The following is a 16744-nucleotide window of genomic DNA, read 5'->3' as shown; positions in this document are numbered from 1 at the left end:
GAGAAAAAAAAGACCGGAATTAAACAATACAAACCTTACACTAAAGACATTATTAACTCATAGCCTGACGGCTATGGGCATCACACCCACAGTTACAACAATTTGTTGGCTCAAAAAATGGTTTGAAATGGTTTGAAACAGCTAAGGAAATTCATCCGTGGGTATTGGAGCGAAGCAAAGAAAATCTACAAAAAACGTTGAATGATAGCAACCCAAGTCGAACTTTCTTACATCCTTTTGCGCCTTCATTTTTGTATAAAAAAGGCATTCAACCTTTAATACCTTTTGCCATCAAAGGTGTGATTTGGTATCAGGGTGAATCTAATGCGACTCATCCTGCCATTCATGATGTATTATTTGAAACCTTGGTTAACAACTGGCGTACAGCTTGGCAACAAGCAGATTTGCCTATTTACACTGTTCAATTACCTGCTATTGCTAATCGCAGTCAGTGGCCAGCATTTAGGGAAAGCCAAATGAGATTGAGTGAACGGATAAAAAATTCAGGCATCGCAATTATGATTGATACTGGTGATTCTTTGGATGTTCACCCAACTCAAAAACAAGTTGTTGGTGAACGCTTATCATTATTAGCTTTGGCGAAAACGTATCATCAACGTATAGTGCATACAGGACCAACCCTAACACGCTTTGAACAAAAAGGTAATATTGTTCACCTTTATTTTAACAATACCAATAACCTAAAAACGAGCGATGGACAATCACCAAAAGGATTTGTTTTGCAGGGTTATAACCTTGGAGGAACACAGGAAATTATTATTGATATAGACGATAAAGTAACGATACTTCCTACAGAGATAGTCATAACATTACCAACGTATATACAGGTTATTCAAATAAAATATGCTTGGAAACCTAATCCATCCTGCAATATTGTGAATGAGGTAAATTTACCCCTCGCTCCTTTCAAAATAGAATTGGATGGTAATTTTTAGATAAAATATTTTTGATTGAATCTCAGACAGTAGTAACAATTTTGTTGCTACTGTTTTGTTTTATAACTGCCTATTACTTCGATAAACAACAAGCCTTTATTTGAAAAATAATCACTCTATCCTCAATACTATCTATCGTTCAAATAGGGTAAGTTGTCTGGTCTTATAAGGTAGTTGTCGTTTTTGTTTACATAATTACCCTCAAAGTCATTACATTTGAGAAATGTTTATTTAATCCAATTTTTACTATAAAAAATGAAAAAACATTTCCAACAATCTCCTTATAAATCAAAGACTAAGGTTGGTTTAGTGCTGGGTTTGCTAGCATTAGCCTTGTGTTCTTTTATTATTGCTAAACCTCAACAGGCAAGATACTTAGCACACCTTTATCCCCTTTTTCCAGTAGATAGCCTCCCCAAAGTAAAAATTCCTGATGGTGTTGACCCAAACGATGAAAACTGGAAGGGTATTGATTTAGAACCAAAGCAACCTGTACAGCCTCTTTCTCCCACAGATGAAGCCGCGCGTTTTCTTTTGCCTCCTGGCTACCATATTCAACCTATTCTTACAGAACCTGCTATTCAACAACCAGGGGCAATTGCCTTTGATGGCAATGGTAGAATGTATGTATTAGAATTACGGTCGTATATGTTGGATGCTGACTCTAAAAATGAATTAGAACCTACTAGCAGGATTTCGAGGTGGGAAGATAAAAACAACGATGGCATATATGAAAGTGGAACTACTTTTATTGACCATCTAATTTTTCCTCGTTTTGTATTGCCGTATGGAAAGGATTGTATCTTAACGATGGAATCTGATGCAGACAACGTCTATAAATACACCGATACTAATGGCGACGGAAAAGCTGATAAAAAAGAACTTTTCACGACTAAATATGGTCGCTCGGGCAATGTAGAACATCAACAAGCTTTCATGTATTATGGTATGGATAATTGGTTGTATAGTACTGTAAATGCTTTCCGTGTAAGAGAAACACCTAATGGCGTAATTAGAGAAAAAACTGGTTTTAACAGAGCTCAATGGGGTGTTACGCAAGATGACGATGGGAAATTGTGGTTTCAAGGCGGAGCAAGTGGCTTGCCTTCGTATTTCCAATTTCCTATTCATTATGGAAACTTTGAAGTACCTAATGAATTTGCAAAAGGCTTTGATGTCCCTTGGGGTGCTGCCGTAAAAGTAGCCGATATGCAAGGAGGAATGGACGAAATCAGACAACCAGATGGCTCGTTGAACAGAGTAACAGGCTCGGCTGGCAATGATGTTTTCCGTGGTGACCGTCTTCCAGAAAATATCCAAGGGCAATATTTTTATGGTGAGCCTGTTGCAAGAATAGTAAGACAAATCAATCCAGTAGTTACTGAGGGACTCACTACGCTACATAATGTGTATCAAGAGCAAAAATCTGAATTCATTCGTTCTACAGACCCCCTCTTCAGACCTGTTGACATGGCAACCGCTCCCGACGGTACGATGTACATTGTAGATATGTATCATGGCATTATTCAAGAAGGGCAGTGGACTCAAAGAGGGTCTTATTTACGAACAAAAATTGAACAATATCAATTAGATAAAGTAATAGGCTTGGGTAGAATTTGGCGCATTACGTATGATGGGAAGGAGCGAGATAAGAACCAACCTAAAATGTTGAACGAAGCATCAGCGTTATTAGTAAAACATTTGGAACACCCCAACGGCTGGCGACGTGATGCTGCTCAACAATTATTAGTATTAAAAAAAGATATTTCTGTAGTGCCTGCTTTAAATACAATGACACTCACTAGTAAAAATGTACTAGCAAGAATTCATGCTTTATGGACATTAGAAGGATTGGGAGCTTTAAAAACAAGTGTAGTTCAAAAACTCTTGAAAGACCCCTCACCTCGGATTCGGATTCAAGCATTGCGTGCTAGCGAAACACTTTATAAAGCAGGAGATAAAAGTCTGGAAGCAAGTTATGTTGCTAGCTTAAGTGACTCAAATACTGATGTAGTAATACAAGCAATGATGACCGCTAAAGTATTGAAATTGACCGATTTAGACAATGCTATAAAATTGGCGATGGAAAATAATAAAGCCGAAGGGGTAAAATTAGTAGGAAGGCAGATTATGTCACCTCCCAAATCTACCAATATGGGACCTTTTGGTGCATCAAGCCTCAGTAAAGAACATCAAGAAGTTGTAGCTAGAGGGGCAGTGATTTACAATGAATTATGTTCGCAATGTCATGGTAATAATGGAATGGGTACACCTGCAGGAGCAGGTAAATTAATGGCTCCCGCCTTAGCAGGTTCCCTTCGTATTCAGTCTCATCCAGAATATGCCATCAGGGTAATATTGCATGGAATGGAAGGTTCAATTGATGGCAAAACGTATACTGCTGGCGTGATGGCAAGTATGAAAGACCAATCTGATGAATGGGTAGCAGATGTAGTTTCGTACATCAGAAATGGGTTGTCAAATGATGCCTCCGTAGTTAGTCCACAGCAAGTAGCTTTGATACGAGCAAAAACGGCAGGACAAAAAACAATGTATCAATTTGATAAACTACTTAAACAAATTCCTAAAGAAATTTTGCCTCAGGATGGATTAAAAATAACCGCAAGCCATACCGCATCTACACGCATTGGCGGAAATATTTCGCCATTAAGTGCCTTTACTTATGAAGGGTGGTCAACAGGAATGACGCAGGAAAAAGGAATGTGGTATCAAATTGAGTTTCCTGTAGCTACTAATGTAACAGAATTAAGATTTAACGCTCCACCAAATATTAAAAAAGGCTGGCAATATAAGCCTAATACCATACCACCTTATATTCAAATTTATCCAAGAGAATATACCCTTGAAACATCTACTGATGGAACAAATTGGCAAGAAAACATAGCAACCATTAAAGGTAATGAGGGTGAAAATATCATTTCGTTGAATACTAATAAGACTAAGTTTTTGCGCCTAAAATTAAATACAAGCATCACAAAAGATGGAGATGAGATTCCTTGGTCGATGAGGCAATTAAAAGTATATGGACAATAGGTAATACAGTTTTGTATAGGATTATCAATAAAAATATTTAATGGTATTTAACTACTTCATAACATGAAAAAAGAAAACAATTTATCGGTATCTCGTCGTCAATTCTTAGGAACAACTGCAATGATTGGAGCAGGAGCAATATTAGGGAGCAACAAAATTTGGGGAGCACCTGCTATCATTAAGCATTTGAACAAACCTAATTCATTCATTAATGGCGTACAGATTGGTGTAATTACGTATTCATTCAGAGATATGCCAGACCAAAGTGCGGAAGCGACATTACAATATGTATTAGATTCGGGTGTAAGTGCCATTGAATTAATGGGCGACCCAGCAGAAACATTTGCAGGGAAACCTAAAAATCCAGTTGATTTTCGTTCGGCCTTTCCATTAATGAGAAAAAGGAGCGAGAAAAAAGAGCTAACGGAAGATGAGCAAAAGAAACTAGCTGAAATAGATGCACAAACAAAAGCATATAATGCAGAAGTAAGTCAATGGCGACTTACTGCATCTATGGATAAATTTGAGAAAGTTCGTAAGATGTATAATGATGCAGGAGTAAAAATTTATGCTTTTAAACCTAATGCATTTGGCATGCAAAACTCAGATGCTGATATTGAATATGGCATGAAAGCAGCCAAGGCACTTGGAGCGAATCAAGTGACGCTTGAACATCCAAGTAATGATGCGCATACACTTAAATTAGGAACCATTGCCCAAAAATATGGTATCAAGGTAGGCTATCATGGTCATGAACAACAAACACCAACTTTTTGGGATACTGCTCTAGCACAGTCGCCAGCCAATGCATTAAATATAGATTTAGGGCATTTTGTGGCAGCAGGTAATCAGAATCCTTTAGATTTTATCAAACTCAAACATGATAAAATTGTTAGTATGCATATCAAAGATCGCCAAACACCTGCACATGGTAAAGGAAATGTAGTATGGGGACAGGGCGATACTCCTATTGCTGAAGTATTAACGCTGATGAAAAATCAGAAATATGCCTTTCCTGCTACCGTAGAATTGGAATATCAAATACCTGAAGGTTCTTCTTCTGTCGCTGAAGTAAAAAAATGTATTGAATATTGTAGAAAATCTTTGAGCTAATTCTTCTATTTTATAAAACAAGAAAGCTACTCCTTCATGAATATTTTTCGATGAAGGAGTAGCTTTCTTTTACTTTTCTTTTTGATATACTCTCACATAATCCACTTCAAAGCGACTTGGGAAAGTACTTTTGTATGGGTCTCCCCCATTGTCTCCCCCAATTGCTAAATTTAACAACATATAATGTGGCTGTTGAAAAGGGTTAAAGCCTGTGCCATCTTTATTGACTAAATCCTTAACCAATACTTTATTCAATAATTGGTCGTCAAGATATAAAGCGATAAAGTCTTTTTCCCAATCCATACGCCATACATGGAATTGTGATGCCCAATTGGCACCCCCTAGTGAGTCGACAGGGAAGGTATTACTATGCCATTCGGTTCGTTTGTTGGCGGACAAACAAGCGATATTGGCAAGTAATTTCCCTCGATAAAATTCCATAATGTCTATTTCCCCGTTGGCTGGCCAGTCTTTCTCAACTCCCAAAGTCCACCAAGCAGGCCATATTCCCTGACTAATATCAATACGAGCGCGCATTTCAAAACGACCATATTGCCAAGCTTTCTTGCCAGCGGTAATCATACAACTAGAAGAAAAATCAATCATTGGTCGGTTTTTTCTCCAATCTTTACTGCCTTCTATATAATTAGGATTAGGTCTTTGCTCACGTCTTGCTTCTATAACCAAATATCCATTTTCACAGGTTGCATTTTGTGGTTGATACCATTGCAATTCGTGATTCCGAACGAACCCTTTTTCATACGACCAGTTGGCTGAATTGGGCTCACCATTTTTATCAAATTCATCTGACCAAGCTAGTTTATAACCATCTTTTGCCCATTTTTTTTGAATAGATATATCTTGGGCTACAGTATCAAAAACAAATAATAATGCTATTATTAATGCAAACAAATGCTTCATCATATTAGAGATTTGAGGTAGAAAATTCATTGATTATTGTTGGTTAAAACTGTCCAGTTTCCAAGTATCTTGCCATGTAATCAATGGTTTTCCTTCTTTAAACTGTATCGGTAACCAAAGGTATCTACTGTCTTTTAAGTCTTTGGGATTCCATTTGTCAGCCATAAAAATAAAAGAGTCTTTTTTCCCTACAATAGGTAGAATATACGTTGACTGCCCATTAAATGTTTTTTCTGCCAATGGTCCATTCATCGGGTCTTCTATTAATTTCCAAGGACCAAATAACGATTTTGAAATGTGCAAGCTTGCTTTATTAGGTGCCCAACCTGTGCAACCACTCGTAATTAAATAATAGGTCCCCTCTTTTTTAAAGACTGCTGGTGCTTCACGGTGACTGCTGAACAAAAGCGTATCTTCGGTAGTAGCCGAAAGATAATCATCTGTTAATTTAGTGATACGTAAGTCATAATTTTCTCGGGCAGAATAAATATGGTAAGCTGTGGCATCGTCATCCACATACAATGTCATGTCTCTTGACATGTGTCCATTCGGACGAAAGCTTTTTAAATACACAAAAGGACCTGTAGGTTTATCACTTATTGCTACGCCTGCTCTGGCAGCACTATAGCCCTTATTAGGCAATTCTAAGTGAAACCACATTACATACTTTTTGGTTTTGGCATTGTATATTACCTTCGGGCGTTCTATCAAACCACCAACAGCAATTTCACTGGCAGGGTCATCAGATTTCGCCAAGGCTACTCCTTCATTTTTCCAGTTATACAAGTCCTTAGATGAATATACGCCTACTCCTTCAGATGCCATCGTCCCTCTTTTTTCTCCATACCAATAGTATGTTTTGTTGACGTACAAAAGCCCGCCACCATGTGCATTTATTACTTCCCCATTGTTATCATTCCAGATACTCCCTGGTTTAAATTCGTTTTGCTTGGTACTAACACTTGTTTTTTGTGTCTGACAGCCTACTAATATAGCCCCTGCCAACAACAATACATTTGCAGAAATTCTCATTGTTTATAATTGGATAAATTGTTCCCTTTTAAATAACTAGCATTGTACAAAACTATGAAGAGATTGAAGTATTATAAGGGGGGATTTTCGTCAAAAAGGAGGGAGAATCTTTGGGAATAGCGTTATATAGGTGTATTCTAGCTTAGTTCATTTTTTGAAACGAAAAATTTAACCATTCAACTCGGTTTTTTTTCACTTTACAAATGAACTAAGCTATATTATACTAACTATTACTGCGGTGTTGTTTGGCATATTCGGAAGGAGGCATATTATAAATACCTTGGAACATCTTACGGAAATATTTAATATCTTCTATTCCTACCATCATAGCCACTTCTGAAACACGTAAATTGCCTGAACCAAGTAGTTGAGCTGCACGTTTCAGGCGAATATCACGGATAAATTCTACTACAGATTGCCCCGTGATGGCTTTAATTTGTCGATAAAAGGCAGATTGGCTCATTCCCATCTCTCTTACTAATATCTGTACATTAAAATCTGAATCACTCAGATTATTCTCGATAATTGCCATTGCTTTCTCTAAAAGCTGTTTGGTTTCATCTGGAATGTCTACTTGCGTAGGTTCTAGCAACAATTGTCGTTGATAATATTCCCTCAATTGTAACCTGCTTTGAAGCATCGTTACAATTTTAGCTGTAAAAATCAATGGATTAAATGGCTTGGCCATGTATTCATCCGCACCAGTCTCTAATCCTTCTAATTCATGTACAGCAGCAACCCTTGCTGTTAAAAGCATTACAGGGATATGACTAGTTTTAGGATGTTGTTTGATTTTTCGACATAGTTCTAACCCATCACTCCTTGGCATCATTACATCACTAATTACTAAATCAGGTAATAGTTGTAGGGTTTTTTCCCACCCATCTAAACCATCTACTGCCGTAAAAACCTCATAATTTATTTCGCAGAGCTGTTGCAAATACAAACGCAGTTCTTCATTGTCTTCTACAATCAATATTCGAGTGGTATTTGGGATTTTTATCGAAACTTTTTCTGCTTCTGGACGCTCGATGTCAACAAGATTAGTATTTACTGTAACCTTTTGAGGCTCTAATACTTCATTTTGAATTTCATGTATTGCTAAATGTGCTTTCCCAAAAGGTAGTTTTAACTGAAAGGTTGTGCCCTCTCCTACTTGGCTTTGCACAGATACTTCTCCTGAATGTGCTTCCACAAATTGTTTCACTAGGGATAAACCTATCCCAGTTCCCATGATTTTCATGGTTTCTGTATGCGATGCCTGAAAATAAGGGTCAAATATTTTATCAACTTCATCAGTCTTCATCCCTATACCCCAATCCTGAACTTTAATTTCTAAATAATTATCCTTCAGCTTTTTCTGTTCAAACACCGCCCCCTCATCTGGTGAGCCTATTACAGATACTTGTATTCTTATTTTACCACCTTCGGGCGTGTATTTAAAGGAATTCGACAATAAATTGGTCAAGATGATTTCTAGCTTACTCCAATCAAAATACATATTGATTGGCTCTTGGGGCATGCTGATGGCATAATCAAAATAGCATTCATCCGCTTTTAATTTAAAAATCAAGAATATTTCTTGAATAAAATGCAAGATATTTCCTTGGGTTGCACGCAGAGAAACGTGTCCCGATTCTACTTTCCTGAATTCTAATAATTGATTTACCAGTTCTAATAGTTTCCGTGTTTGTTGGTGCATTAGTACGACCTTATCCTTCATTTTAGATTCTACGGATACCAATTCTTCCATAGGCCCTAAAATTAGGGTAAGCGGAGTACGTAGCTCGTGGGATACATTCGTAAAAAAGCTTAGCTTTAGGTCTGTGATTTCTTTCTCTTTTTCAGCCTTGAATTTTTCTAAAGCTATGGCATTTTTCAAGGCTTGCCTTGCTAAGCTAGCCCTACGATAGACGATAAAAGCTGATACTATCAAAAGGCTATATAACGTATAAGCCCACCACGTTTTGTACCAAGGTGGCAATACCATTATTTTTAAAATAGCTGGTTTTTTAGACCATTGTCCTTCACCATTATAGGCTTTTATTTCCAATACATAGTCTCCAGCTGAAAGGTTAGAAAAACTTGCTGTTCGCTGATTGGCAGTCGTATAAACCCAGTTTTTATTATAACCTTTTAATCTATATGCATAAATATTTTTTTGTGGGTTATTGTAATTCAGCCCAACGAATCCAATCGAGAAATCATTTTCTCTATCTTTTACTGTAATACTTTGAGTTTGTTCCAAAGGCTCCTCAAGCACTACTCTCCCGTTTATCTCTTCTCCTACTTGAACAGGCTTATTATATATCCGAAAATTCGTTAACCGTACTACTGAAGGATTGGCGTTAGGGCGAATTTCCTTTGGATTGAAATAAGTAAGCCCTCTAATACCCCCAAAGTACAATAAGCCTTCGGCATCTCTGGTAGCAGCACCTACTTTAAAGGAATTACTTTGTAAGCCATCACCTACATCATAATGTAACCATTGCCCTTTTTGTATATTATAACGCAATAATCCATCGCCACCTATCCATAAGTTTCCCTCAGCATCATCCTGTAAGCTTTCTATATTCGGATAGGGTATGTTTATTCTTTGTACAATGTCTTCTCCATCCGCATTTGTCGAAATTTTGTTTAATCCTGCCCCAATCGTGCCTACCCACACATTCCCTAATTTATCTTTCAGCGTGGGCCATGCGTAATTTCCACTTAGGCTATTTTTATTATTCCGGTCGTAACTAAAGTGTTTTAATAAACTAACACCCTCTTGCTTCACTTGTATTTTCCACAATCCTATGTCTCGTGTACTTGCCCATAGAACATCCTTCGTTTTATCATACATCAGAAAAGTGAATGCGTTGGTTTTTAATGGATTCTTATCTCCCCAATAATGCTCTAACAACTTCCCTTCTTTATTTAAACGTATAAGTCCTAGTTCAAAAGTAGCCAGCCAAATAGTGCCGAAACGGTCTTCGATGATGCTTTCTATACTGGTATTATAAAGGGTTAAATCTTTATCGATTTGTATAAATCGTTCAGACTTATCTCCATTGAGTTTTATTAAACCCAAATACCTTGTTCCAGCCCATAAAGTACCGTCGTTGTTTTGATAAAAAGCAGAAACATCTACACCTGTTGCATCAGCAGGCAGGTCTCTACTCAAAAAGTTCTGGTAAGTCCTTGTGTTAAAATCATACCTCGAAAACCCGTTGCGAGTACCTATCCAAAGCCAGTTTTTGACAACATCCTTATGAATACAGTTGATATAATTATTAGGCAACGTAGGATGTTGCGAGAACTGACGCTGTAAGTTATAAAATGGTTTTCTACGCAAATTGACCCTGTTGAGTCCCCCGGCCGAGGCTGCCAACCAAATATTTTGATTATTGTCTTCAAAAACTTGGTGAACTCTCCCTGAATTGATACTGTATTGGTCCCCATCTAAAGGTAAAAACGTAGTAGGCTTATCGATGTCAATTGGTATAGTATTAGCAAGTATAGGCGTTTTTGCTGGCCAGAAATGTAAACCATAATTAGTGCCAACCCAAAGCTGATTGAAAGAGTCAAGATAAATGCATTCAATCTGTGACAGGTTTCCCATCATAGTTTCACTACTTTTAGCGGTTAGCCTTTTAGCTTTGCTAATCCATAAAAGTTGGTCGTAAGTAGCCACCCATAAATTCCCATGAAAATCAATATGTATTGTTCTGATATAGTTCCCTTCTAGTGCCGCACGTCGAATTGTCGACCCTTTTGGCGAAACATACCAAAGACCTTCTGCACGAGTAGCAATCCAAACGAAACCTTCTTTATCACAAATAATGCTTGCTACTTTATAGGCTACTTTTTGATTGATAACAATGTGCTGAACACTTTCAAGCTGGTCATCATCATTTACTTTGAGGACAAATATTCCATTTCTACTAGTCCCTACCCAAATACGCCCTAATGAATCCGACGCAATTGAAACAACATTGGTTACTCTGAGTTGTTTTATTAAATCTTGATTAATAGCAGGATTGGCTTTTTGTGTTACATTAATTACTTTGTCGTGTTTTACATCTAACAAATTTACGCCTGCACTTTCGGCACCAATCCATAAACGACCTTTTGCATCTACATGTAAAGTATGGATACGATTGCTAGGTAATCCATTATCTGGATTCACAGGCATATCGTATTTCTTGAGTTCATAACCATCATAACGGCTGATACCATTATTGGTGCCAATCCATATAAATCCTGATTTATCTTGAACTACAAACATAGCATCACTATGAGGTAATCCGTCATTTACAGTAAGGTGTTCAAATCGAAATTTAGCAGTATTGGATTGTGCCAAGCTGACGCTTGGTATGATGGTAATTACTAGAAAAATATATTTTAAATGCCACTTCATAAAAAAGTATTTAATTCAACAATATTAAAAAAGGTAGGGCATGATTAAGTACAATGTTCAGATACCTTCTTAATACAATTACAACAAAGTTTGTCATACAAAAGGGAATAACAAAAGGTTTTCATCAAATCAGCTCGAAATTATTTATTCGCATGCCAATTGACAATTGCAGACTATTTAATTGGCTTATCTGTGCATTAGGGTATGTATTAAAAAACTACCCTGTTTTATTTCTCGAAATTAAAGAAATAGCCCCTCAACAATCTTTAGGTGTGATTTTCACCCCCTTTTTATACGAAAAAAGCACCCTATTAGCTTAATTCTATTAATTAGTTTTGCATTATTCAAATTTAATTTTTGATAAAATTTAGTTAAAACTTCATTATTTTTTTTTTCTATGTGCATTATTAAAAACGATTGCCAAAATTCAAAAAAACAAAACTATGATAAAATTTTTACGTAAGCGCTGTCTTTATTGGTATCCTTTCTGTAGGATTGCTCTAACGGCAACATTCGTGTTTAACGCTTTGTTTATGATTGCCCAGTCGACTGAAAACAAAACGACTAATGTTGGATTATTTTCACCCGTAGTAATTGATGAAAACGAAGAGCCTCTAGCAAACATTAGTATCAGCAACAAAACCAATGGTTTAAAAGCAAGTACTGATGCAACGGGTTTGGCAACCATCAGTGCTAAGAAAGGTGATAAGCTAGAAATTTTTGCATCGGGTATTAAAATTCAGGATTACATCGTTGGTGACAAACTTTCACCTTTGATTATCCTAAGTACTAAGAACCCAGCAGTACTTCGTTCAAAACCTCTCCGTAGGTTGTTTAATACTAGTGTACAAAATGATTTAACGGCTACTTCTTCTCAAGCTGTCTTCAACAGTGACTTGCAGAAATCAGCAGTAACTTCGGTATTAAGTACTTTGCCCGGTAGATTAGCAGGACTTTACACTAATCAGTTTACTGGTCAACCTGGAAGTGATGGAACAAGTATTTCACTAAGAAACCAAGGCCCTTTGGTAATTATTGATGGTATTCCTCGCCAACTTACAGTTTTTGATATTGAGGAAATCGAATCAATTACTGTATTAAAAGATGCCTTATCAACCGCCATGATGGGTGTACGTGGTTCTGATGGAGCCTTGGTAATTACCACTCGCAAGGGTAATCCTAACAACGCCAGAATGTCGTTTACTGCACAAACAGCTATTCAACAACCTCTCCGTTTTCCAAAGGCACTAAATTCGTACAACTATGCTACCTTGTATAACGAGGCGTTGAAAAATGATGGGCTAGCGCCAGTTTATTCGGAACAAACATTACAAGGTTATTTATCAGGTTCTGATAAGTATCTGTACCCTGATGTAAATTGGAGAGACCAAGTATTAAACTCATCTTCAAGACAAGACCGTTATACTTTTAGCGCAACTGGTGGAAATAGCTTCTCTAAATACTTTGTATCGTTCGACCACATCAATCAAACGGGTTTATTGAAAGAAAGTGACATCAATGCCTACAATACCAACAATAATTTTAAATCATACACTATTCGTTCAAATGTAGATTTACAATTAAACCCTAAGCTATCTGGTGGTATTTATTTGCTTGGAAGAATTTTGAATGGTAATGATGCGGGTGTTGGAACGAATTCTATTCTTTCGGGTCTCATGAACACACCCAACAATGCATACCCTGTATATAACCCGAACAATTCTTACGGGGGTAGTCAGCAATTTCAAAACAACCTTTGGGCTCAAACTGTTGGCTCAGGCTATCAGCAAAATTTCAAAAGAGATATGCTAGCAGACTTTTATCTAAAAAGAACTTTAGATGAGGTTACAAAAGGGCTATGGGTTAGAGCAACAGGCTCATATTATGCTACACTTTCTGAAAATATTTATCGTGCTAAAAACTTTGCAGTTTTCCAAAGGAACTTATCACCATCTGGTCAAGAAAGTTACCAACAGTTTGGTGCAAACAGTGATCAAGGTAATGGAAACGGGATTGAATTTCAAGGACGCTCAGACTATTTGGAATTGACCTTGGGTTATGACCGCACTTTTAATGAACACGGTTTTACTGGACTCCTTTTAGCGAATCGCCAAAATTCAGTAACAGGTTCTGATTTACCTTTAACTTTTACTGGAACATCAGGACGATTCAGCTATAACTACTCGAAAAAGTACATTGTTGAAATGGCTTTCGGATTGAACGGTTCGAACCGTTATCCTGAGGGGGGTACTACAAAATATGGTTTCTTCCCATCAGTTGGTTTGGCATGGAATGCTACCGAAGAAGATTTCTTAAAATCACAAGATTGGCTTTCATACTTAAAAGTATTTGGTTCGTATGGTAAAACGGGTAATGATAACCCTGGTTACTTTTCGTACATCCAAACTTACTTTGATAGCAACAGTGCATACTTCGGTACTGGGGCTGGCTCAAACACCTCTATTACTGAACAACCATTAGCTAACCCAAACATTACTTGGGAAAAAGCTAATAAATTGAACGTAGGTATTCAAGGAGCCGTATTTAATCATCAATTGGGCTTTACTGTTGAATACTATCGTATGAAATATTATGATTTGTTGATGCAACGTGGACATAATACTGCTATTCTGGGAAATACTTATCCGACTGAAAATATCGGACAAAATCAATACTCAGGGGTAGATGTTCAACTTACTTGGCAAAAAAGCATTAAAAACGTAAGTGTTTATGCAAGTGCGAATGCTGGTATTCAATCGTCGAAAGTATTATACATTGATGAAGTAAATCAGCCATTCTCATGGATGCGACGCACTGGTCAGCGTGTCGGACAAGCATTTGGATACGTAGCAGACGGTTTATTCCAAAGCACTGCCGAAGCTACTAGCGCACCGAGTATGATTGGTTATACACCACAAGCGGGTGACATTAAGTACAAAGACTTGAATGGTGATGGTCTTATTAATCAATTAGACCAAGCTCCTATTGGTAACCAAAGCCCTCTGATTCCTTTTGGTGTAAACCTTGGATTCCACTGGAAAGCCTTTGATTTTTCAGCATTGTTTCAAGGTGTAGTAAACAGAAATATCTACTTACAAGGCAACACAACATGGAGCTCTACATGGCCATTTCAAAATGGAGGTTTTGGACAAGCTTTCGAAAAACACTTAGATCGCTGGACGCCAACTAACCCTGATGCTTCGTTTCCACGTGTATGGGTTGGTACTAATATTTACAATCAAGCTACTTCATCATACTGGATGCGTTCAGGAGACTACGTACGGTTGAAAAATATTGAATTGGGCTATACTTTACCTGCAAAACTATTAAGTAAAATCAAAGTAGGCTCGATACGTGTGTTTGCAAATGCTATTAATTTGTTGACTTTCAACAACGACAAAACGATTGACCCTGAGAGTTATCAAAGTAATTATCCTGTTCAACGACTTATCAATTTTGGGGTGAATTTAAAGCTGTAGGCTGTGAAGTATATGATATCATTGAATAAATGAAGTCCTATAAATCACCAATTTCCTAAATACTAAAAAAGATGAATAAAAAACTATATACAAGCCTTCTTTTATTGGTTTTGTCAATGTCTTGGACAGCCTGTGAAAGAGTTGAGACTGAGCCTCGTGACTGGATTAAAGAAGATTTAGTTTGGGATCAGCAAGATAAAAATGCCACATTAGCGGTTTTCTTCCTGAACGATATTTATAATTATATCCCTAATGGGTTCAATCGCATTAGTAGCAGTAGCAATGGAGATTTCCTAGATGCTGGTGCAGGTGATGCTATCCCTTCAAGAACCAACCGTGCTGTAGAATACTATACAAATGGTATCATCAGTGTGTTGAACAACCCTGACCCTTATTGGGGTAATAGCTATGCAGGTATTAGAAGAGTAAATATATTCTTGGCTAATATTGATAAAGTACCTGCTACTGCTGCAAGTATCGTTACTTGGAAAGCTGAAGCTAGGTATATCAGAGCTCACCTCTATTTTGAGTTATTAAAAAGATATGGTGGTGTTCCTTTGATTGCCGATAAAGTTTTTACAATTGAAGATAATCTGTCTCTCCCAAGAAATACTTTTGAAGAATGCGTAAACTATATCAAAGCTGAATGCGATGCTATAAAAGGAAATTTAACACCTGAGCCTGTTTCAGATAACAACTGGGGACGTATTCCTAGAGGAGCAGCCATTGCCTTGAAGTCGCGTTTGTTGCTGTATGCCGCTAGTCCGCTGTTTAATGGTGGTGGGGTTAGTACCAATCCGAGCCTAAAAACTTTGAATGGTTATACAAGTTATGATGTTGCTCGTTGGCAAAATGCTTTAGATGCTGCAAACGAATTGATTAATCTAAACTATTATGCTTTGCAATCTTCCTACAACAATATTTTTATTGTAAAGAAAAACGCTGAGATTATCCTTTCTAAACAAGTAGGGAACAACACAACTATTGAAAGTTTGAATGCACCAATCGGTTATGGTTCTCCAGCGGCTAGTCAAGGGCTTACAAGTCCTACTCAGAATTTAGTAGATGCCTTCCCGATGAACAATGGTTTAGATATTAGTAATCCCCTTTCTGGATATTCTCCACAGGCTCCTTATCTGAACCGTGATCCACGTTTGGCTTTAACGGTATTTTTTAACGGACAAACATGGTTAAAACGTAATGTAGAGACTTTTGAGGGAGGTAAAGATAAGCCTGGAGGTAATTTAGTACAAACAAGAACGGGCTATTATCTTAGAAAATTTATGGCTGATTTTGCCACTAATACTACTTACACCAATCAGAGTCATAACTTCCCTATATTCCGTTATGCTGAAATTTTATTAAATGCTGCTGAGGCACTTAATGAACTAGACAAAACGGAAGATGCAGTAAAGAGAGTGATAGAAATCCGTAAAAGAGCGGGTATAAAAGCAGGAACGGATAATCGCTATGGAATAAAAGCGGCGATTTCGAAGGATGAACTAAGAACTTTGATTCAGAACGAACGTAGAATAGAATTAGCTTTTGAAGAACATAGATTCTGGGATTTACGTCGCTGGAAAATCGGAGAGACTGCTTTGAGTGGTGCTTTGATGGGTATGAAAATTACTACTAAAACAGATGGCACTTTCAATTATGCACCTGTACAGGTAGGAAGTATGGTTTTCTCAAAGAAACTCTACTATATGCCACTTCCGTATGACGAAACCTTGAAAAACCCAAGTTTGATTCAAAACGAAGGTTGGTAAAAATGACACAAGCAATAG

The 16744-nt window shown here is 37.3% G+C and carries 8 protein-coding genes; 5 read left to right on the top strand and 3 right to left on the bottom strand.

The window, feature by feature from the left end; all coding sequences use genetic code 11:
* The first annotated feature begins 122 nt into the window (after positions 1 to 122).
* From AC07XN_RS07175 to AC07XN_RS07165, 3 genes are all read left to right on the top strand, one after another.
* Positions 123 to 956, top strand: coding sequence for a sialate O-acetylesterase (locus AC07XN_RS07175; RefSeq protein WP_494742546.1), 834 nt, complete (start codon positions 123 to 125; stop codon positions 954 to 956).
* 255 nt (positions 957 to 1211) lie between these two features.
* Positions 1212 to 4010, top strand: coding sequence for a DUF7133 domain-containing protein (locus AC07XN_RS07170; protein ID WP_494742545.1), 2799 nt, complete (start codon positions 1212 to 1214; stop codon positions 4008 to 4010).
* Between the two features lie 63 nt (positions 4011 to 4073).
* Positions 4074 to 5123: a TIM barrel protein gene (locus tag AC07XN_RS07165; RefSeq protein ID WP_309918497.1), complete on the top strand. Its 1050-nt coding sequence runs from the start codon at positions 4074 to 4076 to the stop codon at positions 5121 to 5123.
* Positions 5124 to 5192: 69 nt separating this feature from the next.
* On the opposite strand, the gene AC07XN_RS07160 is transcribed toward AC07XN_RS07165, so the two are convergent.
* The 3 genes from AC07XN_RS07160 to AC07XN_RS07150 all read right to left on the bottom strand — a co-directional run bounded on the left by AC07XN_RS07160 (position 5193) and on the right by AC07XN_RS07150 (position 11478).
* Positions 5193 to 6074 (bottom strand): glycoside hydrolase family 16 protein, encoded by an 882-nt coding sequence (locus AC07XN_RS07160; RefSeq protein ID WP_494742544.1) that lies wholly within the window; start codon positions 6072 to 6074, stop codon positions 5193 to 5195.
* Between the two features lie 3 nt (positions 6075 to 6077).
* Complete coding sequence (locus AC07XN_RS07155; protein ID WP_494742543.1) at positions 6078 to 7076, bottom strand: glycoside hydrolase family 43 protein; 999 nt, start codon at positions 7074 to 7076, stop codon at positions 6078 to 6080.
* 223 nt (positions 7077 to 7299) lie between these two features.
* A complete protein-coding gene (locus AC07XN_RS07150; protein WP_494742542.1) occupies positions 7300 to 11478 on the bottom strand; it encodes a hybrid sensor histidine kinase/response regulator transcription factor in 4179 nt (1392 codons plus the stop codon).
* Between the two features lie 443 nt (positions 11479 to 11921).
* Between AC07XN_RS07150 and AC07XN_RS07145 the strand changes: the two genes are divergently transcribed.
* Positions 11922 to 14957: a SusC/RagA family TonB-linked outer membrane protein gene (locus tag AC07XN_RS07145; RefSeq protein ID WP_494742541.1), complete on the top strand. Its 3036-nt coding sequence runs from the start codon at positions 11922 to 11924 to the stop codon at positions 14955 to 14957.
* A gap of 71 nt (positions 14958 to 15028) precedes the next feature.
* Positions 15029 to 16726 (top strand): RagB/SusD family nutrient uptake outer membrane protein, encoded by a 1698-nt coding sequence (locus AC07XN_RS07140; protein ID WP_494742540.1) that lies wholly within the window; start codon positions 15029 to 15031, stop codon positions 16724 to 16726.
* Positions 16727 to 16744: the final 18 nt, after the last annotated feature.

This window comes from Arcicella sp. GW458-12-2-14-TSB2, from assembly GCF_059423785.1.
Note: the sequence above shows the minus strand (reverse complement) of the source record. Positions and strands in the feature narration are given on the sequence as shown.